The sequence below is a fragment of the Arthrobacter sp. NPDC058192 genome, assembly GCF_042883665.1.
Classification (GTDB): Bacteria; Actinomycetota; Actinomycetes; order Actinomycetales; family Micrococcaceae; genus Arthrobacter.
Genome location: NZ_JBHVVJ010000001.1, coordinates 152,113 through 175,127 on the forward strand (window position 1 = coordinate 152,113; position 23,015 = coordinate 175,127).

Sequence of the window (23,015 nt, forward strand, 5' to 3'; positions counted from 1 at the left end):
CCGGTTAACGCTATAGCTGGCTATGCGCGGCGACGGCGGGGTCGGCGCCCACGCGGGCCCCGGAGTCCAGCGCTGTGATCTCCGCCATTTCGGCGGAAGTGAGTGTGAGCGCCGTGGCACCCAGGTTTTCCCGCATGCGCGCGAGGTTGGAGGACTTCGGAATGACGATGGTGCCTTGGGCCAGATGCCAGGCCAGCACAATCTGGGCGGGAGTCGCACCGTACCGGGAGGCCAGTGATTGCACTGCGGCTGCGCCGAGGTCGCCGCCTTGCCCCAAGGGACTGTAGGCCTCCACGGCGATGCCCAGGGAGCGGCTCTTGACCGCGAGGTCCTGCTGCTGGAAGGTGGGGTGGATTTCTATTTGATTGACCGCCGGAACGACGTCCGAGGCTTTGAGGAGCGTGTCCAGATGGTCCGGCAGGAAGTTTGAGACTCCGATGGCGCGGATCTCGCGGCTGGCGTAGAGCTTTTCCATGGTCTTCCAAGCCTCGGTGAAGAGCCCTTGGGAAGGAACCGGCCAGTGGATCAGGTACAGGTCCACATAGTCGAGGCCGAGGGCGGTGCGGCTGTTCTGGAACGCGGCGTGAGCCGTGCCCTGTTCGCCGTTGCGCAGCTTGGTGGTGACGAAGATGTCTTCGCGCGGGATGCCGGATGCGGCGATGGCGGCGCCGACGCCGGCCTCGTTCCGGTAGGCGGCAGCGGTGTCGATGTGCCGATATCCGGTCTCCAGGGCATCCTCCACAATGCGCTGAGTCTCTTCCTGCGGGACCTGAAAAACGCCGAAGCCGAGCTGAGGGATCTGCACGCCGTTGTTGAGGGTCACGGCGGGGATATTGTTTTCACGGATTTCCGGCATCATCGATACTTCCTTTGCAGATAGGTTTCCTGTTGGCGCGTCATGCAACGGCGGAGCGCGGACGGCATTCTTGTCAGGCTACTCCGAAGTGACTTCAACGGTGGTGCGCCGCACTGTGCCCCGCCGGTCCCCGGCCGGCCCTGCCCACCTCACTGATATTTGGTTCGCATGGCGAACTTTTGTGCGATGCGTGAACAGCAATGTATTCTCGATCGGTGGAAGTGCCATACATCACTTCTTCTATTGATGAAGGCCCCGCCGGGCGTGCTTCTATCTCGTTCACTAATCAATGAGGATTACATGACAGCTTCTCCCTCCACACTCCCTTCGCGATGGCCAGTCTGGCTTTGCTGGCTCGCCATGGTCTTGGATGGCTTTGATCTGGTGGTGCTCGGAACCGTTATTCCCACTCTTATAAAGACTGGGGAGCTTGGCTTTGACGCGGTCGGCGCTACTTTGGTGGCAACGATTTCCCTCGTGGGCGTGGGTTTGGGCGCGCTCTTTATCGCCCCGCTCTCGGACCGCTTCGGACGTCGGAAATTGCTGGTTGCCTGTGTGGCCTCGTTCTCGATTTTCACGATCGCAGTGGTGTGGTCCCCGAACGTTGCAGTCTTCGGTGCTCTCCGGCTTCTAGCCGGGCTCGGGCTTGGGGCCTGCTTGCCTGCCGCTCTCGCCTACATGAACGACTACGCGCCGACAGGTTCCGCCGGAAGGTCAACCACCCGCACGATGACTGGCTACCACGTGGGCGCTGTGGCCACCGCTTTCCTGGCGTTGATGGTCATTCCCGACTGGCGCATCATGTTCATCGTGGGAGGCGTTTCGGGTCTCGTCCTCGTGCCGTTCCTGTGGTTTAAGCTGCCAGAAACCCTGCCCGCTGTCCGGACTGCCGACACTGAAGGGGCCACGGAGCGAACTGCCTTCCGGGATCTGGCGAAGAAGCCGTACCCTCTGGTCGCGGCGGCGATCGCTGCAGCGTCATTCATGGGGCTGCTGCTTGTATATGGCTTGAACACCTGGCTTCCGCAGCTCATGGCTTCGGCTGGATATCCGGTCAGCGCAGGGCTTTCCCTGCTCCTGGTCTTGAACCTTGGCGCCGTTGCCGGTCTTATCATGGCCGGCGTCCTGGCCGACAGGCACGGAGCCAAACCCGTCGTGTTACTGTGGTTCGGTCTTTCGGCGGTGTGCCTCGCCCTCTTAAGTATTAAGGTTGAAAACGCGTTCCTGCTTAACGCCCTCGTCTTCGTCACGGGAGTATTTGTCTTCAGTTCGCAGGTGCTCGTTTATGCCTGGGTTAGTCAGTTGTTCCCGGCCCGCCTACGCGCAACGGCGCTCGGATTCGCTGCCGGTGTTGGTCGCGTTGGCGCCATCGCAGGACCTGCCGTGACAGGCGGGCTGGTCGCTGCCGGCACCGCCTACCCTTGGGGGTTCTACGTATTCGCAGCGGCCGGCGCTCTCGCCGTGCTAGCCCTGCTGGCGGTCCCGCACGCCATTGCTACCACCCGGCCGGCGCGGGAACGCGTGAGCTGAACAACCTAGGCCGGCCCGCCCACACTGATCCGCCGGGCAACGCAGTGCGTGTCCGTCTCCCGTTGCAGTACGTCAACGCTCCCGAGTGCGAACCCGGGAGCGTTGACGCGTTCAACGTCCGCCATTGACTGCCAGCGCATCCTCCGGGGCTCCGTGCTGGGCGGAGCCGGACGACGGGTGCGCCGCGACGGCTGCGGCATGCTCCGCCAGCACACCCGTTTGATGGCGGATTTTCAGCCGGTACAGGAGGGCCCCGCCCCCGGTGACGCTGGCCACGAAGATCACCCCTCCCCACTGCAGGTACCACTCGAACGGCGGCACCGAGTTGTAAATCTCCGGCCGCGGCCAGACCAGGTTCAAAGTCATGGCGCAGCCCCACAGGACCGCGAGGACATTCACGGGCAGGCCCCACTTGCCCAGGCTGAAGCCGGGCTCGGAGCGGTCGGCGGCGAGCGGCCACTTCTTCAGGAGCCGGTTGCGCAGCAGGGGAACCGTGACCAGGAGGTAGGACAGGTAAATCAGGACAATGCTGATGCTGGACAGAATGGTAAAAATGGCCGGCTGGGTGACGTTGACCAGCAGCGGGATGACTGCCAGGACGCCGATCACGATGGCGGCGACAGTGGGCGTCCTGCGGACCGGATCCACTTTGCTGAGCTGCCGGCTGAATGGGAGGTTGTTGTCCCGCGCCATGGCGAACATCATGCGGATGGCTGCGGCGTGCACGGCCAGGGTGCAAACCATCACGGCCACCACAATGCAGGCAAGGAACGCCTTGCCGAAAGGCCCGCCCAGGACGGAGAGCACAATGTGCTGCAGGCCACCGTCGGCCTCACCCACCCGGGGATCGGTCAGGTCCGGTGCGGCCAGGATGCCGAAGAGCAGGATCAGGCCGCCCAGCAGGAAGGATGCAATGACGGCGCGCAGGATGGCCTTGGGCGCCGTCCGCTTGGGGTCCTTCGTTTCCTCCCCGAGGGAGCTGGCGGTGTCAAAGCCGTACATGACATAACCGGACGCCATCGCGCCGATCAGGAACACGCCAAAGAAGCCCAGATCGTGGCCTTCCCCGAAGCCGGCAGTGTCGAAGAAGACCTCAGGCCCCCGCACCACATGCCAGCCCAGCGCGAGGATCAGGAGCACGGCCGCCACCAGCTCCACAAAAACGCCGATGCTGTTGATCCGGGTCATCAGTTTCACGCCGAACGCGTTAATAAGAGTGGAAATGGTGATCATGATGGTGGCCAGCACCACGCCGTTCATGGCGAAGTCGTACGGGCCGGTACCGTCACCCACGAACTGGAAACCGGACCAGAGCTGCGGCAGGGTGATCTGCAGGGCCAGCGCCACCGATCCCAGCGCCATGATGGAGGACAGCAGCAGGAACCAGCCGGCCAGCCAGGACGACGTTCCGGAGGCCAGCCGCTTGGCCCAGTTGTACACCGACCCGGCCACAGGGTAGCGTCCCGCCAATTCGGCGAAACACAGCGCCACCATCAGCTGGCCGGCGAAGACGAGGGGCCAGGACCACGCATACGCAGGGCCGGCCATGGAAAAACCAAAATAAAACAATTGGAAGACGCCGGTGAGGATGGAGATGTAGCTGACGCCTGCGGCGAAGCTGGCAAACTTACCGATGCTTCGGTCCAGGGTCTGGGTATAGCCAAATTCGTCCATGCCGCTTGAATCAATACTCTTGCTGGGTTCCAAAATGTGTGAACTCCTAAGTCAGAAAAGTACGACGATGCAACCCGCGGCCGTCTTTGGACGCGGGCGAAATCAATAGCCTCCGAACTTTGCCCCTCAGGCGAGGGACGCGATGAACTCCATTTCTTCTGCGGTCATGGTTTCGCCGGACCGGCTGGCGCGTATTAGGTCCGCGCAGCGTTCGCCGATCATCATGACGGTGATGTTGGGGTTGACGGTGACGTGTTCAGGCATGACGGAGGCATCAGCGACGCGAAGTCCCGTGACGCCCTTGACCCGGAGCTCGTGATCGAGCGGTGACATCTCGTCGTCGACCGGTCCCATCCGAACGGTGCCGACAGGGTGGTAAACGGTATTGTGCGTTTTGCGGATGTAGTCCTGCAGTTCCTCGTCGGTCTGCGCCTCGATGCCGGGGGAAAGCTCGCGCCCGGCCCACTCGGCCATGGCAGGCTGGGCGACGATTTCCCGGGCCTTGCGGATCCCGGCAACCATCACACGCATGTCATGGCCGTCCGGATCCGTAAAGTAGCGCGGGTCCACTGCCGGCTTGTCCCGGAAGTCCCGGCTGCGCAGCCTGATGGTCCCGCGGGAGCGGGCGTGCGTGACGTTCGGGGTGAGGCTGAAGCCGTTCTCCGTAGTGGGGTAGCCGTGCCGCAGGGTGTTCATGTCGAACGGGACGGAGCCGTAGTGCATCATCAGGTCCGGGCGGTCCAGGCCGTCCTGCGTGGGCGTGAAGATGCCGATCTCCCACCATTGGGTCGAGGTCTGCACCATCGGCTGCCTGGCCTCGAACTGCACCACGCCCTCGGGGTGGTCCTGCAGGTGCTCACCGACACCGGGGGAATCGACCAGGACCTCGATGCCGTGCTGGGCGAGGTGCGCTGCCGGGCCGATGCCCGAGAGCATTAGCAGCTTGGGCGAGTCGATGGCGCCGGTGGACAGGATGACCTCGCGGCGCGCGGAGAGCCGGTGGGTCCGGCCGAACGCTGAGTCCACCACGTCCACCCCCGTGCAGCGTTTGCCGGCGTCGAACACCAACTGGCGTGCGCGGAGGCCGGTCAGCAGTGTGAAGTTTCTGCGCTCGATGATCGGGTGGATGTAGGAGACCGAGCTGGAGGAACGGGTGCCGTCGGCGCGGCGGTTGATCTGGAAGAAGTTGGCGCCGTTCACCACAGTGGTTCCGGTGTTGAACTTTGTGCGGGGAATGCCAGCCTGTTCGCAGGCGTCCAAGAGGGCGACGCCGGCGGGATCCACCGGGGGCACGTTCATCAGGTGCACGGGGCCTGAGTCTCCGTGGTGGGGTGAGTTCGGACCGGCGTCCTCATTGGTCTCCAGCCGCTGGTACAGCGGCCAGGCGGCTTCAGCGTTCCAGCCGGTGGCGCCGTACTTGGACTCCCACTCGTCCAGGTCTTCGCGGGGAGCCCAGAATGCGATACAGGAGTTGTGGCTGGAGCAGCCGCCCATGACCTTGGCGCGGGCGTGGCGCATGAAGGAGTTGCCGTTCTCCTGCGGTTCCACCGGGTAGTCCCAGTCGTAGCCGGATTCGAGCAGTTCCATCCAGCGGTCAAGCTGCAGGATCTCGGGCAGGCCGCGGTCGTCCGGGCCGGCCTCTATCAGGGCAACGGTGACGTCCGGGTCCTCGCTCAGCCGCGCGGCCACCGCGGCGCCGGCGGATCCACCGCCAACAACGATGTAGTCGAAGCCGCGTGCGGTGAGGTCCTCGATGTTGTCGCAGTGCATCTAGTTCTCCTTGCCGTGGTCGGCGAACCAGCCGGTTACCTGCGGGCTGGTGTTCTGGTAGATGTGCTTGGCTTCCTGGTACTCGGCCAGGCCTGTCGGGCCGAGCTCGCGGCCGACGCCGGACTGGCCGAAGCCACCCCACTCGGCCTGGGGAAGGTAGGGATGGTAGTCATTGATCCAGATGGTGCCGTGCCGCAGCCGGGACGCCACGCGCTGCGCCTTGCAGGCGTCCTGGGTCCAGACCGCGCCGGCCAGGCCATAGATCGTGTCGTTGGCCGTCGCGACGGCCTCGTCCTCGGTACGGAAGGTCTCGACCGTCACCACCGGGCCAAAGGCTTCGTCCACCACCACCGACATTCCCCTTTGGACGCCGTCCAAGACGGTCGGCTGGTAGTAGAACCCGCCGTCGTACTTCTCCTCAACAGGTGCCGCGCCGCCGCACCGCAGTCGCGCACCCTCCTGGATGCCGCGCTGGACGTAGGCGTGGACCTTGTCCCGGTGGGCTGCGGAGATCAGCGGCCCGGTCTCCGCGGCGTCGTCAAACGGGCCGCCGAGCCGGATACCCTGCGCGCGGCGGACCAGTCTGTCGACGAAGCGTTCGGCGATCGATTCCTCCACTATCAGCCGGGCGCCGGCTGAGCAGACCTGCCCGGAGTGGACGAAGGCGCCGTTGAGGGCGTTGTCCACGGCGGCGTCGAAGTCCGCGTCGGCGAACACCACGTTGGGGTTCTTGCCGCCAAGCTCGAGCGCCACCTTTTTCACGGTTCCGGCCGCGGCCGCGGCGATGCGCTTGCCGGTCTCCAGTCCGCCGGTGAAGGAGACGAGGTCGACGGCGGGATGTTCCGAGAGCGGTGCGCCCGCCTCGGCGCCGGGCCCGGTCACGAGGTTGGCGACTCCGTCCGGCAGGCCGAGATCCTGCAGCAACTGCATGGCCAGGATGGCGGTGGACGGGGTCAGTTCGGAAGGCTTAAGAACGAAGGTGCAGCCGGCGGCCAACGCGGGTGCGATCTTCCACGCGGCCTGCAGCAGGGGGTAGTTCCAGGGTGTGATCAGGCCGCAGACCCCCACTGGTTCGTAGACGATTTTGCTGACGACGGCGGGGTCCCCCGCATCCACCACGCGGCCTGACTGCTGCCCGGCGAGCCTGCCAAAATACTCGAAGCAGGCGGCGATATCGTCCATGTCGATGCGGCTTTCCGCGATCCGCTTCCCGGTGTCCAGTGATTCGCCGCGGGCGAACTTTTCCCGGCGTTCGCGCAATTCCGCGGCCACCTTAAGCAGGAACGTGCCGCGCTCGGGTGCCGGGACAGCTGACCAGACGCCGGAGTCGAAGGCCGAACGCGCTGCGGCGATGGCACGCTCGGCATCTTCCCGGCCGGCCTCAGACACTGTGGCGGTCAGTTCGCCGCTGGCGGGATTGCTGATCTGGCGTACGGCGCCCGTGGCGGCGGGTTCCCACGCGCCGTTGATGAACAGGGTGGATGCCGTGGTGGCACGAGAGGGTGTGGCGTAAGTCATAGGCAGGACAGTAATGGAAGTTGAACAAGCGTTCAATAGTTATCTTGAACAAACGTTCAAAAAATTTTTTGGGTGCGCAGGGGCCGTCGACTGGCCCTTATTCCTTCAGAAGCCCTGTGCCTTGGCCGGTGTTGCTACGCGGCGCGGCGAAGGCGATCTCCTCTGTACGGGCGATGCTTCGCTGGATGGATGCCTTGTCCACGCCAAGGAGCGCTGTTAGCCACATGCCGTTTTGAACGACGACAATGTCGGCTGCACGTTCCCTGCATTCCTCCCAGGAGAGCCCGATGTTGGCGTTGGACACGAGCGCCGCGAGTCCATCGAGATACCGGTCGAACGCTGCAGCATTTATTTCCGCAAAGTCGTCATGGGCTTGAGCGAGGGCCCACAGGTGCAGGCGAAGGGACAGATACCGGGTGGTCAGCAGCTCCGCACCCGCAACCCGCCGGAGGGCTTTGCGCAACTGGTCGTCCGGGTCCGACGACGGGTCGGGTGCGACCAGCATAAGGTCGTGCTCGTCGACGCGGTGCAGGGCCGCGCGGATCAGGCTCAGCTTGTCCTCGTAGTAGTAGTTAACGAGACCTAGTGCGACGCCGGCTTCACGGGCCACGGCCCGCATATTTACTCCTGAGATACCGTGGCGGGACAGCAGATCGAGGGCCGCTTCGAGAATGCGCGACTGTCTGTCCATCTGTTCGCCGGAGTTCACGGTATTTGTCCCCATCTGGCCAGACTATTGCCAAACCCGCCAGGAGTGCACTTTTCGGGCAGCGCGGAAGCGAGGGCGGTTGGCACCCGCCGCCAACGTCACGCTCGAATTGACGAAGTCCGGTGAGCGCTTCCTGGACCTGGCCGAGCCGGTAGGCGTCTCCTACGTCAGGTGCTGGGCTCGGGTTCGACCAGCATCAGGAGCGTGTCCCGGCGTACGCCGTCGAATTTCATGGCGTCCGCCGCAGCCTCGGACTCCATCATTCGCTGGAACGTGTCCATGTCCGGAACTTCGACGATCAGACCGACGCGATTCGATTTCTCCGGGTCGACAAAGGTTCGCACGGTCATACCCAAGGGTCCGAAGAGTTCCCGGCGTCGCGGCGAGCTGAGCCAGTGGTCGACGTCGTCCACCTCATGGAATATCAATAAAGTTGCCATCGTAGCCTCTGCTTTCGAAAACGGCCTCAGGGGCTGGATTGGAACGGAATCTCATGAGGAACCCCTGATCCAAGCAGAAATTACCACGGCCGCCTTATCTCCCGTAGACCGCCCGAAAAGGCGGCCGAGACCACGACCTGCCGGCCTCCATCGGCCTCAAATGGGCCGTCCGCTAGTCTCGCTAGGAAAGCTTCAGGCCCCTGGGCCCACGGGCGCTCACACGGACGGCCCGCTCGCGGCGCCCGGCCCGTCGAACGAAGCGCTGTTGCTGCTCTGAGGTACCACCACGTGAACGGCGTTGCGCTGGACGGTGAAGTCAGTCGGCGTGATCGTCGCGATCTCGCCGTCGAGGTTCACCGGCAGCGGCGGCTCGGTGACCAGCCGGACACGTCGGCTGGTCAGGTGGTACACCCGGTCGTGCTCGACGAAGCTTCCGTCCTTGAGCAACCGCGCGATTTTCACATGATCCCGGATCGGCGCACCCAAGATTGCGTAGGTGTCAAGAGTGTGATCATCGATCCCAGCTGTCGGGGACACCGTGTTTCCGCCGCCGTAGTGCCGGCCATTGCCCACGGCCACCTGCAGCAGGTTCTCAAGCTCCATCGGCTCGTGGTCCCCCTCCGGGAACTCGAGACGGGCCCGGAACGGCCGGTGCCGAGCATAAGCTCGCAGGGTAGCGATGCCGTAGGCTAGCGGTCCCATATGCCGCTTGAGACGTGGACTCAGCGCCTCGGTAACACCCACCGAGAGCCCAACGGAAGCGACGTTGAGGAATGGCTGACCGTTGGCCCGGCCGAGGTCGATGTCGACCACCTTGCCGTCTGCGACGGCAGCGCACGCGTCGGCCAGATTATCTGGTATCTCAAGCGTGCGGGCGAGGTCGTTGGCGGTGCCCAGCGGAAGGACGCCGAGCATGACGCCGGTGCCGGCAACTCGACCGGCGGCGCAGCTCACCGTCCCGTCGCCGCCACCGACAATGACCAGGTCATGGCCGTCCGCAACCACTCGGTCGAGCGTCTCGGCCAGCTCTGCACCGGACAGCACGTTGTGCACGGAGGAGATCGGCACCCCGGCCCTTCGCATCGTGTCCACTGCCAGTTCCGGTGCGGCCGCCCCCCGGCGTGATCCGGCGTTAATCACCACGGCAGCAGACCGCGCCTCTCGGGCTACCTTCATGTGGGACATGTTAGACAGATTGAACTGTGAAATCCCTACATGCCGTATGGGCCACGTTTCGCCGGTCGATGGCCGGCGGGTGCGGCGGGGGCGACGCCGCCCTCTTCGTGCACGTTCTGCTTCTTGCCGGACGGCAGCATTTTGAGCAGCGGGTGCAGGATCATCATGATGATGAGGCCCCAGGCGAGTCCGAGGACGGCCGAGCACAAAGTGTTCAGGAGCCAGGCCAGGAAGCCGCCCACCACCGGGATTGCGGCGAAAGGTGTCTCGAGGGCATGGACCAGGTCATACGGCATGTGCCAACCGAGGTCGTATACCCCCTGCAGCATGATGTGGCCACCGACCCAAAGCATGGCGATCGTTCCGATAAGCGTGATCGCGGCCAGCACCGCGGGCATTCCCTTGACCAGCAGCTCGCCGAAGCGCTGAGAGCCCACGGAGTCCTTGGCGGCCAGGTGCAGGCCGATGTCGTCCATCTTGACGATGAGCGCGACGGCACCATACACGGCTACCGTGATGGCAAACGCTACGACGACCAGAATGAGCGCTCGGACCCACAAGGACTCATCCGCCACCTCGTTCATCGCGATGACCATGATCTCGCAGGACAGGATGAAGTCGGTGGTGATGGCGCCCTTGGTCACCTTAGCCTCCGCTTCGGGTCCCCGCTCGACCGCTGGCGCCTTCTCGTCCGCGGAGTGGCCGCTGAGCTTGTGCCAGACCTTCTCGGCACCCTCGTAACAGAGGTAGGTGCCGCCCAACATGAGGATGAACGGAATGATTCCCGGAACGAAGGCGCTGACGAGCAGCAGCGCCGGCAGGATGATCACTAGTTTGTTTCGGAGGGAGCCCCAGAAGATCCGCTTGATCATCGGCAATTCGCGAGACGGGTCCACCCCGGACACATACTGCGGAGTGACGGCGGCATCGTCGATTACCACGCCGGCGGCCTTGGCCCCCGCCTTGGCGGCTCCGGCAGCGACGTCGTCCACGGAGGCAGCTGCTATGCGGGCAAGGGCTGCGACGTCGTCCAGGAGGGCGACCAGACCGCCGCTCACAGCTCACCGGCGCAGTGCTCGAGGGCGGACGGCTGGTCGTGGACGTCGCGGTCGCGGGGAGTGATCGGCATGCTCGAAGTATATTGTGTCCGCCGGAATCCGTGTCCGGCCCTGCTGGTTGTCACTACACTGGGACCCATGACCGAGCAGGAACCCGGTCCGCCCAGGGCCGCCGCGGCTCCCCGCGGCAACGCGGGCCTCCCCGAGGACGTGGCGGTCCCGTCCGCGCCGGTCGAGGACGGCCTGGCTCTCCGGCTGGCCGATCCCGGCGCCGTCGACACGTCCTTGCGCAGTCCGGAACAGCGGTCCCGCACCTTCGCCGGGATCCTGGTGAACACCGCCCTTGCCAACATCACCACCAGCTACCTGTGGTTCGCCTTGACGTTCTGGGTGTACATACAGACCCGCAACGTGATCGCCACCGGGGTGGTCGGCGGCGCCTACATGCTGTTGATCGCCCTTTCCAGCATCAGCTTCGGCACCTTCGTGGACCGCTACCGCAAGCTGGCGGTGATGCGCTTCGCCGCCGGCTTCACCCTGGTGATGTTCCTGCTGTCCGGGGTGATGTTCCTGCTGACGCCCTCCGCCCTGCTACTGGACCTCGCAAAGCCCTGGTTCTGGATCTTCATGCTGACCATTCTGGTCGGTGCGGTGGTGGAAAACATGCGCAACATTGCCCTCTCCACCACGGTCACCATCCTCATCGAGCCCGAGCGGCGGGCCAACGCCAACGGGCTGGTAGGCATGGTGCAGGGACTGATGTTCATCGTCACCTCGGTGCTCTCCGGGCTCTCGGTCGGGCTGCTGGGCATGGGCTGGACGATCGTCGTCGCCCTGGTGCTCACGGCGCTGGCATGCGCACACCTGCTGACGCTGCGCATGCCCGAGGAGGTGCACGCGGCCGCAACGGACGCGCAGGGCGGATTCGACCTGCGCGGCTCCCTCGCTGCCGTGCTGGCCATTTCCGGACTGTTCGCGCTGATCCTGTTCTCCACGTTCAACAACTTCATCGGTGGCGTCTACATGGCGTTGATGGATCCCTATGGCCTGGAGATGTTCCCCGTGGAGCTGTGGGGGACCTACTTTGCGCTCGGCGCCTCCGGGTTCATCGTGGGCGGCGCGCTGATCGGCAAGTTCGGTCTCGGGTCCAACCCGTTGCGCACCATGCTCATCGCTGTGATCCTGATGGGCGTCCTCGGTGCGGTGTTCACGCTGCGGGAGTGGGCCTGGCTGTACATCGCCGGCATCTGGCTCTACCTGGTCCTGGTGCCTTTCGTGGAGGCCGCCGAACAGACTGTCATCCAGCAGGTGGTGCCCCTGAATCGGCAGGGCCGGGTGTTCGGATTCGCCATGGCGTTCGAGTCCGCGGCGGCGCCGATTACCGCGTTCCTCATCGCGCCGATCGCCCAGGTCTGGATCATCCCGTACGCGCGGTCCGCCGAGGGCGCCGCCCAGCTGGCCCCGCTGCTGGGCGAGGGCAGTTCCCGCGGCATCGCCCTGGTGTTCCTGGTAGCCGGGATCATCATGATCGTGGCCGCCCTGCTGGCCTTCCTGACTCCGGTCTACCGCCGGGTCTCGGCGACGTATGCGCGGACGGCTGCCGGGGAGCCGGGGGCGGCGAACACCGCCTAGCCCCCAATCGGGACGAGGTCCGCGGCTGCGGACCGCTGAACGGGACTCACGCCCACGCGACCAGTACCCGCGCGGCCTGCGCCGGCACGGTGAGGTCCACGCCCGTGAGCTCGTGGAAACGCGAGAGGCGGTTGAGGATCGTGTTGCGGTGGCAGTAGAGCGCGGCGGCCGTCTCGGTCACGCTGCCGGTCGCGAGGAACGAGCGCGCCGTCTCGGCGAGCCGTTCGCGCTCCGTCCCCCGGCTGCCCTCGAGCGCGCGGTCGAGCCCCGCGGCCAGGGACACGCCCGCACCCTCGAGCAGGGTGCGGGCCACCCGCTGCCAGGAGGAATCGAGCTCGAGCGGCCTGTCGTCGTCGTCTCTCGCCTCCGCCGCGAGGACCGCGGCGACCACGGCTGCGCGCCGCAGCCCGCCGAGCCCCGCGACCTCGCGCACGAGCCCGCACGGGATCCGTGCGAGGCCCACAGGCACCGGGCTCCCCGACCACGGCGCAACCCAGAAGCCGTAGACGGCACTGCCCGCCTCGTACGCGTGCACGCGGACGCGGCCCGGCATGGCTTCCGCGTGTGCGCGGATAGCTGCGCCCGCGCGCCCCGTGCCCGCCGCGAGGACGAGCTCGGCGTCCGGGTCGATCCGCAGGGCAGCCCCGGCGCGGGCGAGCGCCTCGGGGGTGAGCTGCTCGGGGCCGAAGAGCGTTGCGACGAACTCGCGCTTGACGCTCGACTCCTCGTGCGCCATCCGCACACGTTCGGCGAGATAGCTCGTGTGCGTCGCGGTCGCGTACTCGTCCACGACGCGCCACACCTGCTCGACGCGGGCGGCGAGCAGGACGGCGTCGGCCTCCTCGCCGAGCTCAAGGAGCTGGACCCAGATGATGGAGAAGTCCAGCCGCACGGCGGCGGTGAGGGACGACGGCGGGATCCCTGCCCGCGCGCGCTTCGCACCGAGGCTCGCGGCGTACGCGAGCATCTCCCGCTCGGCCCCGGCCCCTCCGTCGCGGAGCGCGCCGACGAGGAGGGCAAACGTGCGGGCCGCGGTGACCGCGAGTTCGGCGTGCGGGACGAGGCCCTCGGCGTACTCGCGGATTTCCTGGACGCGCCCGGCGAAGTCGGCGGCCATGGCATCGATCCGTCCGGCGAGGGCCGCGAGGAGCTCCGCCCACCGGTCCCCGGCCGCGGCTGGCACAGTGATGTTCATCTGCCCACTCTAGGACCTTGCAGGATTCGGGGCGGGCGCGCTCAGCGGGTGCGGATGAGCTTGCGGTTGACGAACTCCTCCATGCCGTACCGGCCCAGCTCCCGGCCGACGCCGGAGCGCTTGACTCCGCCGAACGGGAGCTCCGCAGCGCTGCCGCCAGCTTCGTTGATCGAGACCATGCCAGCGGTGATCTGGTCCGCCACCCTGGCTGCCCGCTCCGCGTCTCCCGAGTGCACGGAGGCACCGAGGCCGAACGGGGTGTCGTTGGCGATCGCGACGGCCTCCGCCTCGGAGCCGGCCCGGAAGACCATCGCGACGGGGCCGAACAGCTCCTCGTAGTACAGGCCCATGTCCGGGGTGACGTCGGCAAGGACCGCGGGGCGGAAGAAGGCCGAGTCCTCAGCCGTCTTCCCGCCGGGCAGGAGCACACTCGCCCCACCGGCCACGGCGGCGTCGAGCTGGCCTTGGAGCGTGTCTGCGGCGGCCTGCGAGGAGAGCGGGCCGAGGAACGTCCCGGGATCGGTCGGGTCGCCGGGCGCAGTGGCGGCGAGGGCCGCTGTGAACTTCTCCACGAACTCGTCGTAGACCTCGTCGAGGACCACGAAACGCTTGGCGGCGTTGCACGCCTGCCCGGCGTTGCCGAGCCGCGCGACGACGGCGCGCTTGACCAGGCCGTCCATGCCGGCCCCGTCCGCGTCGAGGACCACGAACGGGTCCGAGCCGCCGAGCTCGAGGACGACTTTCTTAAGGTGCCGCCCGGCCGTCTCGGCGACCGCCGCGCCCGCGCGCTCCGAGCCGGTGAGCGAGACGCCGGCCACGCGCGGGTCCGCGATGGCATCCGCGACCTGATCGTTGGTCGCGAACAGCGTCGCGTACGCGCCGTCGGGCAGGCCGGAATCGCGGAAGATCTCTTCCATCGCGAGCGCCGACTCGGGGCACTGCGGGGCCGGCTTGAGCAGGATTGTGTTGCCGATCATGAGGTTCGGCGCCGCGAACCGCGCCACCTGGTAGTACGGGAAGTTCCACGGCATGATGCCCAGGAGCGGGCCGAGGCCCTCCTTGCGCACTACGGCCGATCCCCCAGCCGCCGGAGTCAGCACGTCCTCGGCGAGGAATCCGGGGCCGTTTTCGGCGTAGTAGCGGTAGATGGAGACGACGATGTCCACCTCGCCGAGCGACTGGGCAATCGGCTTGCCCACCTCGCGCGTGATGATCGCGGCGAGCTCATCGCGGCGCTCGGCGTGCAGGTCCGCGACCCGGTGCAGGAGGTCGGCGCGCTCAGCGGCGGCCAGGCCCTTGAGAACCGCGAACGCCTTGTCTGCGGCGGCGATGGCGCCCTGGACCTGCTGGTCCGTCGCGGTAGGGTACTCGGCCTCGGTTTGGCCCGTGGCGGGGTTGGTAACGGTGTACTTGGTCATGGGATCCCTTACGGCAGGTTGATCGACTGGTCGGCGATGACGTGGATGAGGGCTGGCTTGCGCTGTTCAGCGACGGCCTTGAGCGAGCGTTCGACGGCGCCGGCCGCCTGGCCGTCGGCGGTCACCGTCTCGCCGTGGCCGCCGAAGGCCCGGGCGAGCGCGGCGAAGTCCGGGTTGGTGAGCTGGGTGCCGGAGACGCGCCCCGGGAAGTGCCGCTCCTGATGGTCGCGGATCGTGGCGAACTGGCGGTTGTCGAGGACGATCGCGAGGACGGGGACGCCGTGCTGTGCCGCCGTAGCGAGCTCCTGGCCGTTCATGAGGAACTCGCCGTCGCCGCAAACTGCCACGACGAGCCGCTCGGGAGACTCGAGGCCCGCAGCGACCGCGGCGGGGATGGAGTAGCCCATCGAGCCGTTGCGCGTGGCCAGCTGGGACGGGTAGACGTTGGTGGGGATGAACTGCTGGGCCCACATGATGTGGTTGCCCGCCCCGATCGTGTAGAGGGCATCCTCCGGAAGTCGCTCGAGGAGCTCGCTGACTACCACGGACATATGCGCTGTGCCGTCGGCCGTGGCCGGGAGGCCGGCCTCGTTGCCGATCGTCGCGAACGCCACGTGGGCCTCGTGTCCGCGGGCGCGCCATGAGTCCCAGACGGCGGCGCGGCCCAACGCCAGGCCGTCGACCGCTTCCGCGAATGCGACCGGCGAGGCGAGGACGTGCCCGGTCACCGCGCCTGAGCGGCCGCGGAGGGCGGAGTCGATGCTCACGAGCCAATTCACGGCGTCGGGGTGCTGGCGCAGGGTGAATCCATCCGTGGGGACGTCCGTGGGGAGGGCGCCGACGGCGACGACGACGTCCGCCTGATCGAACATCGCGGCGGCTGTGTCGCCGCGGCCGTAGCCGAGCGTGCCGATGTTGACCGGGGAGCGGAACGGGACGCGGTCCGATGCGTGCCAGTCCTGGGCCACGGGGATGCCGTTGGCCTCGGCGAAGCGCGTGAGCGCGGCGGCCGCCTCGGGGGTCCAGCGCTGCCCGCCCACGAACAGGAGCGGCTTCTCAGCGCCCGCGAGTGCGGCCGTGATCGCCTCGAGTTCGCGGGCCGAGACGGCGCCCTCCGCGACGGGGATCGGGGCCACGAGTGTGCCCGCGAACTCGTGCGTGATGACGTCCTCCGGTAGGCCTACGATCACTGGGCCCGGGCGGCCGGACTTCGCGGCGAAGAACGCCTCCGCGACAACCTCGGAGGCCCGCTCTGCCTGGTCGAGGACGAACACGCGCTTGGCCTGGGAGCCGAACCAGGCGTTGGGGTCGAACTCTTGGAATGACTCCCGCATGCGGTCCGCGATCGGCACGAGGCCCACGAACAGGACCATCGGGGTCGCGTCCTGCCACGCCGTGTGGATGCCCACGTACGCGTTCGCGGCGCCCGGTCCGCGGGTCACCATGGCCACGCCGGGATCGCCGGTGAGTTTGCCGTGCGCCTCCGCCATGTACGCGGCACCGCCCTCCTGGCGGACCACGACCGTGTCGATGTCCGTTCCGTGCAGGCCGTCGAGCACCGCGAGGTAGGACTCCCCGGGGACGGCGAAGACGCGTTTGACTCCGTGGAGGGTGAGGGAATCGACAATCGCCTGGCCGGCGTGGCGTGGCTTCTGGGTCACGGGGGGTCTCCTGGGCGACTTGTTCTTTCGGGGCGGGTTCCAGTCTGTTCCGTGCCCTCCGATGCCGTCCAATAGAAACTTCGCAGGCTCCTCATGCCGGAATTGCATAGCCGCACGCGCAGCTTGCGGCGCCTACTCGGCGAGCGTGATGCCGTTCTCGCGCAGGAAGGCCCGGATCCGGCCGGCGAAAGCCGCGATCGCCGCCTCCGCGAAGTGCCCCGGAAGCCACGCGACGTGGAGGGGCAGCGCGAGCGGGCGGCCGTCCCCGCCACCGTCGTCGAGGACGAGGATCGGATGGGCGCCGTACCGGGGCCGGTCCGTCGAGAAGCCGACCCCGCGCCCGGCCGCCGCGAGCGCGAGGATGGTCTGGCCGTCGTCGCACTCCGTCACGTGCGGGAACGTGATCCCCGCCCGCGAGAGCGCGTCGTCCAGGATGTAGCGGCTCGCACTGTGGCGGGTGGGGATGATCGCCGTCGACCCCCCGAAGGCGGACAACGGCTGCTCGGCGACGCCGGCCCGTGCCCACTCGTGGTCCGCGCTGACGAAGGCCCTGATGGGCACCCGGCCCAGCGGGGCGGTGGCGAGGGAGCCGTCCGGGGCAGCCGGCGACACCGCGAGGTCGCAGCCGTGGCGCAGTGCCTCCGTCATCTCGAAGTGGCCCACCTCGCGGGTTGTGATCTTGGGGTCGTCAGGGCCGATGGTCGCGATGAAGGGGGCGAGGAACGAGCGCAGGGACGCGCTGGTCGTCGCGGCGACGAGTTCCTCGACGCGTCCCGTGCGCAGGGTGGAAGCGGCGCCGTCGAACGAGCGTGCCTCTGCCATGAGGCGGCGCGCCGGCGCCACAAGGGCCCGGCCCGCCGAGGTCAGGCCGAGCCGGCTGCCCTGGGGCTCGAAGAGCGCAAGCTTCAATTCGCGCTCGAGCGTCTTGATCTGCCGGCTCAGGGCGGGCTGGGCGACATGCAGTTGCTCCGCCGCCGCGGTCACCGTCCCGGCGTCGACCACGGCGAGGAAGCACTCGATGCGTCGAAAGTTCATACCCCCATCATGGGGCACATCGCCGCCCATCATGCGCGTCCGGCATGGAGTCCAGCCAAAAGTTGTCTTAGACAGCATGAGAAGAAGGCGGCGATAGTTGGGGCCTATCCGGGTGACGCAGGTCACCCACCCTACCCGGAAAGGAGGCCGCCGTGGCGCCCTCCCCGATGACGACGTCATCGCCGCCCATCGAGCTCTCGGACCGCGTGGCAAGCGGCCGGTCCTCCGAGGTGAGGAAGGTCTTCCAGGCCGCCATGAGGCGCCCGGGCATCATCTCGTTCGCGAACGGCTCGCCGTTCCTGGGCGAGCTGCCGTTCGATCGGCTCGCCGACGAAGCGCACCGGATCCTCACGGAGCTCGGCTCAACGGCCCTCCAGTACGGCACGAGCAACGGCATCCCCGAGCTCCGGAGGCACATCGTGGACCTCATGGCCCTCGAGGGCATCGCCGCGGACCCGGAGCAGGTGATCATCACCGCGGGCTCGCAGCAGGCGATCGGCTTCGTGGCACACGCGACCGTCAACCCGGGGGACGTGGTATTCGCCGAGGGCCCGTCCTACGCCGGGGCCATGGCCGTGTTCTCGAGCTACGAGGCAGAGATCGTCCACGTCCCGAGCGATGAGGATGGTCTCATCCCCGCAGACCTCGAACGGCTCATCGGCGGAGCCCGCGCCGCAGGAAAGCGGCCGCGGGCGCTCTACACCGTCCCGAACTTCCAGAATCCCGGCGGGATGAACCTCTCCGCCGAGCGCAGGGGCCTGCTCGGCCGGATCTGCCAGGATCAGGGGCTGCTCCTCTTCGAGGACAACCCCTATGGCCTCCTCGGATTTGACGGCGGGACGATGCGGGCCATCCAGCCGGACGCCCCCGAGATTACGTTCTACTTCGGATCCTTCTCGAAGATGTTCGCGCCCGGCCTCCGCCTCGGCTGGGTCCTTGCGCCCGAGACGATGCACCAGCACCTGACGGACATCGCACAGACGGCGGCTCTCAACCCCTCCGTGTTCAACCAGCTCATGATGGCCGCCTACCTCGACAACCCGTCGTGGAGGGACACGCTGGCCACCTACCGGGGCCTCTACCGGACCAAGCTCGAGGCGCTCGTCGGCGCCCTCACCGAGCACATGCCCGCAGGAACCACCTGGAACCGCCCGACCGGCGGCTTCTACCTCTGGGTCACGGTGCCGCCGGGCATTGACACACACGAGCTCGTGCACGAGGCCATCGAGCGGGGCGTCGCCTACGTTCCAGGGACCGCGTTCTACGCCAACGGGGCCGGCCGCTCCGAGCTCCGCCTGAGCTTCTGCCTCCCCTCGGTCGAGGAGATCCGGCACGGCACGGCCATCCTCGGCGGCCTCTTCACGGAGGCCCTCGCCTGAATCCGGCGGCCGCCGGCGGCCGCCGGTCCCGTCCACCCTTCCGCACCCTCATTTTCCGCACCCTCATTGGAGATTCCATGTCACAGCATGTCCATTCGCCGGCAGGCACCGCGTCGGCGCGGCTCGATGCGGCCAAGATGAAGAAGATCGCGATGGCCAGCGTCATCGGCACCACCGTCGAGTGGTACGACCTCTTCCTCTTCGGCACCGCGTCGGCGCTCGTCTTCAACAAGATCTTCTTCCCGTCCTTTGACCCGCTCGTCGGGACGCTCCTGGCCTTCGGCACGTTCGCGGCCGCCTACCTCGCGCGCACGATCGGCGCCATCATCTTCGGCCACTTCGGCGACCGGCTCGGCCGCAAGTCGATGCTCCTCGTCTCGCTCCTGACCATGGGCGCGGCGACGTTCGCGATCGGCCTGGTTCCGGACTACAACACGTTCGGCGTGTGGGCGCCCCTCCTCCTCCTGACGCTCCGGGTCATTCAGGGCCTCGCGCTCGGCGGCGAGTGGGGCGGGGCGGTGCTCATGACCGTCGAGCACGCGCCGTCCAACCGCCGCGGTTTCTACGGCTCGCTCGTGCAGATCGGAGTCCCGGTCGGAACGCTCATCGCCAACCTTGCCTTCCTCCTCGTGGCCGCGAGCGTCTCCGCGGACGCGCTCGTCAGCTGGGGCTGGCGCATCCCGTTCCTCGCCTCCGCACTGCTCGTCGCGGTGGGCATCTACATCCGTCTCAACATCGAGGAGACCCCTTCCTTCCATGCGGTCCGCGAGGCCGGTGCGAAGGCCAAGCTCCCGTTCGCCTCTCTCATGCGGGATCACTGGAAGCAAGTCCTCCTCGGCGCCGTCGCCACGCTCTCGACCGGCTCGACCTTCACGCTCATCACCGCCACCGCCGTGGCCTACGGCAAAAAGGACCTCGGCCACTCCGACACGACCATGCTCATCGCGGTCATGGCCGCGTGCGCCTTGTGCTTCGTGCTCATCCCGTTCTTCGGCCGCCTGAGCGACCGCGTGGGCCGCAAGCCCATCATCCTCGCCGGCGTGTCCGCCGAGGCGCTCGTCGCTTTCCCGATGTTCTGGCTCATGGACACCAAGTCCGTCGCGCTCCTCTTCGTCGCCTACCTGGCTATGATGACCGCGTTCGCCGCCCACTACGGCCCGCTGGCCACGTTCCTTGCGGAGCTGTTCGGCACCAAAGTGCGCTACTCGGGCCTGTCCCTCGCCTACATGCTCTCGGGCCTGCTTGGCTCGGCGACCACGCCGTTCATCACCACCTGGCTCCTCGGCGTCACGCACCAGAGCTCCTCGGTCGCGTGGTTCATCCTCGTCAGCGCCGGCCTCTCGCTCGCCGCGCTCGTGGTCCTCGCCGAGACCCGCAGGAGCAACATCGACGTGGTCGAAGGCGCCCCTGCAGACACCCAGCTCCCCCTGGCCCAGACCCAGACCCAGCTCACCGAAACGGAAGTTCACTGACATGCAGAAGATCGCCCACGCCCCCGGCCTCGCCGACGCCATTGGCCCCTTCTCCCAGGCCGTGGTGGCCAACGGGTTCGTCTTCGTGACCGGGCAGATGGCCTCCGGCCCCGGCGGGCTCGAGGACCAGCCCGAGAGCTTCGAGGACCGCGTCCGCCGCACCCTGGAGAACCTCCGCTCCGTCCTCAACGAGGCCGGGACGGACCTGGACCACGTGGTCCGGTGCAACGGCTACCTCACCTCGAAGGACCAGCTCGAGCCGTACAACAAGATCTACGCCGAGTTCTTCGGCAGCCACCGCCCCGCCCGAACGAGCATCTGCGTGGAACTGTGGGGCTTGGACCTCGAGATCGACTGCATCGCCGTGCTGCCTGACAACAAGGCCGCAGCCTCGTGACCGCCGTGGGCACTGAGACCGAGACCCTCCTCGAAAGGCTCCGCGGCGTCACCGTCCCCACGATCGGGCACTTCCTCGAGGACGGCTTCCTCGATCCCGGGATCACCCGGCTGGCCGGCTCAGGGACCGTGGTGGGGCCCGCCCGCACGGTGAGGATCGCCGGCAACGACGCCATCGCCATGAACCACGCGATCCTCGCCCTCGAGCGCGGGGAGATCCTCGTCGTCTCGATGTCCGGGGACCACCGCCACGCTCCGCTCGGCGCGGTTACTGCGGCCGCGATCGTCGCCCGGGGCGGCCTCGGCGTCGTCGTTGACGGTGTGGTCACCGACGTCGCGGACCTGCGCGCCTCGGGCCTTACCGTCCACGCCCGCGGGACCGCGTGCCTCACCACCAAGCGGCACTACGGCACGGATTCGGAGCAGGGCGCCCCAGTCGAGTGCGGGGGCGTTGCGGTCGCCACCGGCGATCTCGTCCTGGCCTCGGACGACGGCGTGGCGAGCCTCACGCGGGAGGCCGCGGCCGGCGTCGTGCGCCTCGCCGAGGAATCCGACGCCGCCGAGCCCGGGCTGCTCCGCCGCATCCGCACGGGAGAGCCCCTCGAAGGCCTCCTCGCGCACTGACCCGCCGGTCGACCCACCACTCGGGCGGCCACGCCATCCCGCGCGTGGCGGCCCGACGGCACAAAAGGAAGGACCACCCATGCCCCTCTCCCCCGACCAGCGCGACCGAATCCTCGCCGCCGTCGCCGCAGGGTTCGACGACCAGATCGCTTTCACCCAGGAGCTCGTGCGGCGCCCCTCGACGCGCACGCGCGAGGGCACGTCCCAAGACCTCGTCTTCGACAGTCTCCGCGCGCGGGGACTTGAAATGGACCGCTGGCAGCTCGACCCGCAAGAGCTCGCCGCTCACCCCGGCGCGGGCGCCGTGGAGGTCTCCTATGAGGGGGTCGAGAACGTCGTCGGCACCTACCGCCCTGCGGCGGAGACGGGCCGATCACTCATCCTCAACGGCCACATCGACGTCGTGCCGGAGGGCCCCGAGGACCAGTGGTCGGGCTCGCCCTGGAACGCCGAGATCCGGGGAGGATGGCTGTACGGGCGCGGCGCCGGGGACATGAAGGCCGGACTCGCCGCGGCCATCTTCGCGTTCGACGCCGTCCGGAACGCCGGCCTCTCCCCCACCGGGCGAATCCACGTCCAGTCGGTCGCCGAAGAGGAGTGCACCGGCAATGGCTCGCTCGCCGCGCTCCTGCGCGGGTACACGGCGGATGCGGTGGTCATCCCGGAGCCCGAGGAGGACATGCTGGTCCGCGCCAACGTCGGGGTCATCTGGTTCCGTGTCCGCGTTGCGGGCCACCCCACACACCCACGCGAGATGTCCTCGGGCTTCAATGCGATCGACGCCGCGTACTATGTCCTCACGAGGCTCCGCGAACTCGAGGAGGAGTGGAATGCGGAGAAGGGCCTGCACCGGTACTTCGAGGACCTCGACCACCCGATCAACCTCAACGTCGGCCGGATCAGCGGCGGCGACTGGGGGTCGAGCGTCCCTGCGTGGTGCGAGCTGGACCTGCGGATCGCGCTCTACCCCGGCACCGCGCCCGACGACGCGTGGCGCGCGATCACACAGCTGCTCGCGGGGATCGGGAAGGACGAGTCAGGCCACCCGATCCTGGCTACGGCCACACGGACCGGCTTCTACGCCGAGGGCTACGTCCTCGAAGAGGGGAGCGACGCCGAGGATGCCCTCCGGGAGAGCCATCGTCAGGTCTTCGGCGAGGAACTGAAGACCTTCACGACCCCGGGCTACCTCGATGGTCGCGTGTTCGTCCAGTACGCCGGGATCCCGGCCCTCGTGTATGGGCCCGTCTCGGAGGCCATTCACGGCTTCGACGAGCGCGTCAGCATCGAGTCGGTCCGGCGGATCACGCAGGCCATCGCCCTCTTCATCGCGGAGTGGTGCGGAGTCGAGGAGTCCGCGGATGTGTGTGCGCACAGTCTCGACAGCAAAACAGGCGGCGAATTGCCAGTTCTTTTAGGCGAACACCCTGTCACCATTGAGGAAACCCCCTGAGAGCCATCTCACAGAGCCA

Annotated in this window: 19 protein-coding genes; 7 read left to right on the forward strand and 12 right to left on the reverse strand. The window is 67.4% G+C overall.

Annotation, left to right across the window (positions count from 1 at the left end; genetic code table 11):
- Window positions 1-10 precede the first annotated feature (10 nt).
- Window positions 11-859 (reverse strand): aldo/keto reductase, encoded by an 849-nt coding sequence (locus ACFVVK_RS00790; RefSeq protein ID WP_390262051.1) that lies wholly within the window; start codon window positions 857-859, stop codon window positions 11-13.
- 297 nt (window positions 860-1,156) lie between these two features.
- Between ACFVVK_RS00790 and ACFVVK_RS00795 the strand changes: the two genes are divergently transcribed.
- The gene (locus ACFVVK_RS00795) at window positions 1,157-2,386 is read left to right on the forward strand and encodes an MFS transporter (protein ID WP_390262768.1); all 1,230 of its coding nucleotides are present in this window, start codon (window positions 1,157-1,159) and stop codon (window positions 2,384-2,386) included.
- Between the two features lie 111 nt (window positions 2,387-2,497).
- Here ACFVVK_RS00795 and ACFVVK_RS00800 read toward each other — a convergent pair whose 3' ends face one another.
- The 7 genes from ACFVVK_RS00800 to ACFVVK_RS00830 form a co-directional block, all read right to left on the reverse strand.
- Window positions 2,498-4,060, reverse strand: coding sequence for an APC family permease (locus ACFVVK_RS00800; RefSeq protein WP_390262053.1), 1,563 nt, complete (start codon window positions 4,058-4,060; stop codon window positions 2,498-2,500).
- Between the two features lie 126 nt (window positions 4,061-4,186).
- Window positions 4,187-5,830 carry a GMC family oxidoreductase gene (locus ACFVVK_RS00805; RefSeq protein ID WP_390262056.1) on the reverse strand — a complete coding sequence of 548 codons (1,644 nt, stop codon included), beginning with the start codon at window positions 5,828-5,830 and terminating at the stop codon, window positions 4,187-4,189.
- Window positions 5,831-7,348 (reverse strand): aldehyde dehydrogenase family protein, encoded by a 1,518-nt coding sequence (locus ACFVVK_RS00810; protein WP_390262058.1) that lies wholly within the window; start codon window positions 7,346-7,348, stop codon window positions 5,831-5,833.
- 97 nt (window positions 7,349-7,445) lie between these two features.
- Window positions 7,446-8,072 (reverse strand): TetR/AcrR family transcriptional regulator, encoded by a 627-nt coding sequence (locus ACFVVK_RS00815; protein WP_390262061.1) that lies wholly within the window; start codon window positions 8,070-8,072, stop codon window positions 7,446-7,448.
- Window positions 8,073-8,224: 152 nt separating this feature from the next.
- Window positions 8,225-8,497, reverse strand: a complete 273-nt coding sequence (locus ACFVVK_RS00820; RefSeq protein WP_390262064.1) for a hypothetical protein — start codon at window positions 8,495-8,497, stop codon at window positions 8,225-8,227.
- Window positions 8,498-8,713: 216 nt separating this feature from the next.
- On the reverse strand, window positions 8,714-9,673 hold the full coding sequence (locus tag ACFVVK_RS00825) for a lipid kinase (RefSeq protein ID WP_390262067.1): 960 nt from the start codon (window positions 9,671-9,673) through the stop codon (window positions 8,714-8,716).
- A gap of 35 nt (window positions 9,674-9,708) precedes the next feature.
- Window positions 9,709-10,731 (reverse strand): DUF808 domain-containing protein, encoded by a 1,023-nt coding sequence (locus tag ACFVVK_RS00830; RefSeq protein WP_390262070.1) that lies wholly within the window; start codon window positions 10,729-10,731, stop codon window positions 9,709-9,711.
- Between the two features lie 138 nt (window positions 10,732-10,869).
- Here ACFVVK_RS00830 and ACFVVK_RS00835 point away from each other — a divergent pair, with 138 nt between their 5' ends.
- Window positions 10,870-12,363: an MFS transporter gene (locus tag ACFVVK_RS00835; RefSeq protein WP_390262073.1), complete on the forward strand. Its 1,494-nt coding sequence runs from the start codon at window positions 10,870-10,872 to the stop codon at window positions 12,361-12,363.
- A gap of 46 nt (window positions 12,364-12,409) precedes the next feature.
- On the opposite strand, the gene ACFVVK_RS00840 is transcribed toward ACFVVK_RS00835, so the two are convergent.
- The 4 genes from ACFVVK_RS00840 to ACFVVK_RS00855 form a co-directional block, all read right to left on the reverse strand.
- Window positions 12,410-13,558 carry a helix-turn-helix domain-containing protein gene (locus ACFVVK_RS00840; RefSeq protein ID WP_390262075.1) on the reverse strand — a complete coding sequence of 383 codons (1,149 nt, stop codon included), beginning with the start codon at window positions 13,556-13,558 and terminating at the stop codon, window positions 12,410-12,412.
- Between the two features lie 41 nt (window positions 13,559-13,599).
- On the reverse strand, window positions 13,600-14,976 hold the full coding sequence (locus tag ACFVVK_RS00845) for an NAD-dependent succinate-semialdehyde dehydrogenase (protein ID WP_390262078.1): 1,377 nt from the start codon (window positions 14,974-14,976) through the stop codon (window positions 13,600-13,602).
- 8 nt (window positions 14,977-14,984) lie between these two features.
- Window positions 14,985-16,637: a thiamine pyrophosphate-dependent enzyme gene (locus ACFVVK_RS00850; RefSeq protein ID WP_390262081.1), complete on the reverse strand. Its 1,653-nt coding sequence runs from the start codon at window positions 16,635-16,637 to the stop codon at window positions 14,985-14,987.
- Window positions 16,638-16,769: 132 nt separating this feature from the next.
- Window positions 16,770-17,672, reverse strand: coding sequence for a LysR family transcriptional regulator (locus ACFVVK_RS00855; RefSeq protein ID WP_390262084.1), 903 nt, complete (start codon window positions 17,670-17,672; stop codon window positions 16,770-16,772).
- A 152-nt stretch (window positions 17,673-17,824) separates the two neighbouring features.
- On the opposite strand from ACFVVK_RS00855, the gene ACFVVK_RS00860 reads away from it, so the two are divergent.
- From ACFVVK_RS00860 to ACFVVK_RS00880, 5 genes are all read left to right on the forward strand, one after another.
- Window positions 17,825-19,051: a PLP-dependent aminotransferase family protein gene (locus ACFVVK_RS00860; RefSeq protein WP_390262087.1), complete on the forward strand. Its 1,227-nt coding sequence runs from the start codon at window positions 17,825-17,827 to the stop codon at window positions 19,049-19,051.
- A gap of 77 nt (window positions 19,052-19,128) precedes the next feature.
- Complete coding sequence (locus ACFVVK_RS00865; protein WP_390262089.1) at window positions 19,129-20,523, forward strand: MFS transporter; 1,395 nt, start codon at window positions 19,129-19,131, stop codon at window positions 20,521-20,523.
- Between the two features lies 1 nt (window position 20,524).
- Window positions 20,525-20,920, forward strand: a complete 396-nt coding sequence (locus ACFVVK_RS00870; RefSeq protein WP_390262091.1) for a RidA family protein — start codon at window positions 20,525-20,527, stop codon at window positions 20,918-20,920.
- Window positions 20,921-20,925: 5 nt separating this feature from the next.
- Window positions 20,926-21,543, forward strand: coding sequence for an RraA family protein (locus ACFVVK_RS00875; protein WP_390262093.1), 618 nt, complete (start codon window positions 20,926-20,928; stop codon window positions 21,541-21,543).
- Window positions 21,544-21,622: 79 nt separating this feature from the next.
- Window positions 21,623-22,996, forward strand: a complete 1,374-nt coding sequence (locus tag ACFVVK_RS00880; protein WP_390262095.1) for an ArgE/DapE family deacylase — start codon at window positions 21,623-21,625, stop codon at window positions 22,994-22,996.
- The last annotated feature ends 19 nt before the right edge of the window (window positions 22,997-23,015 follow it).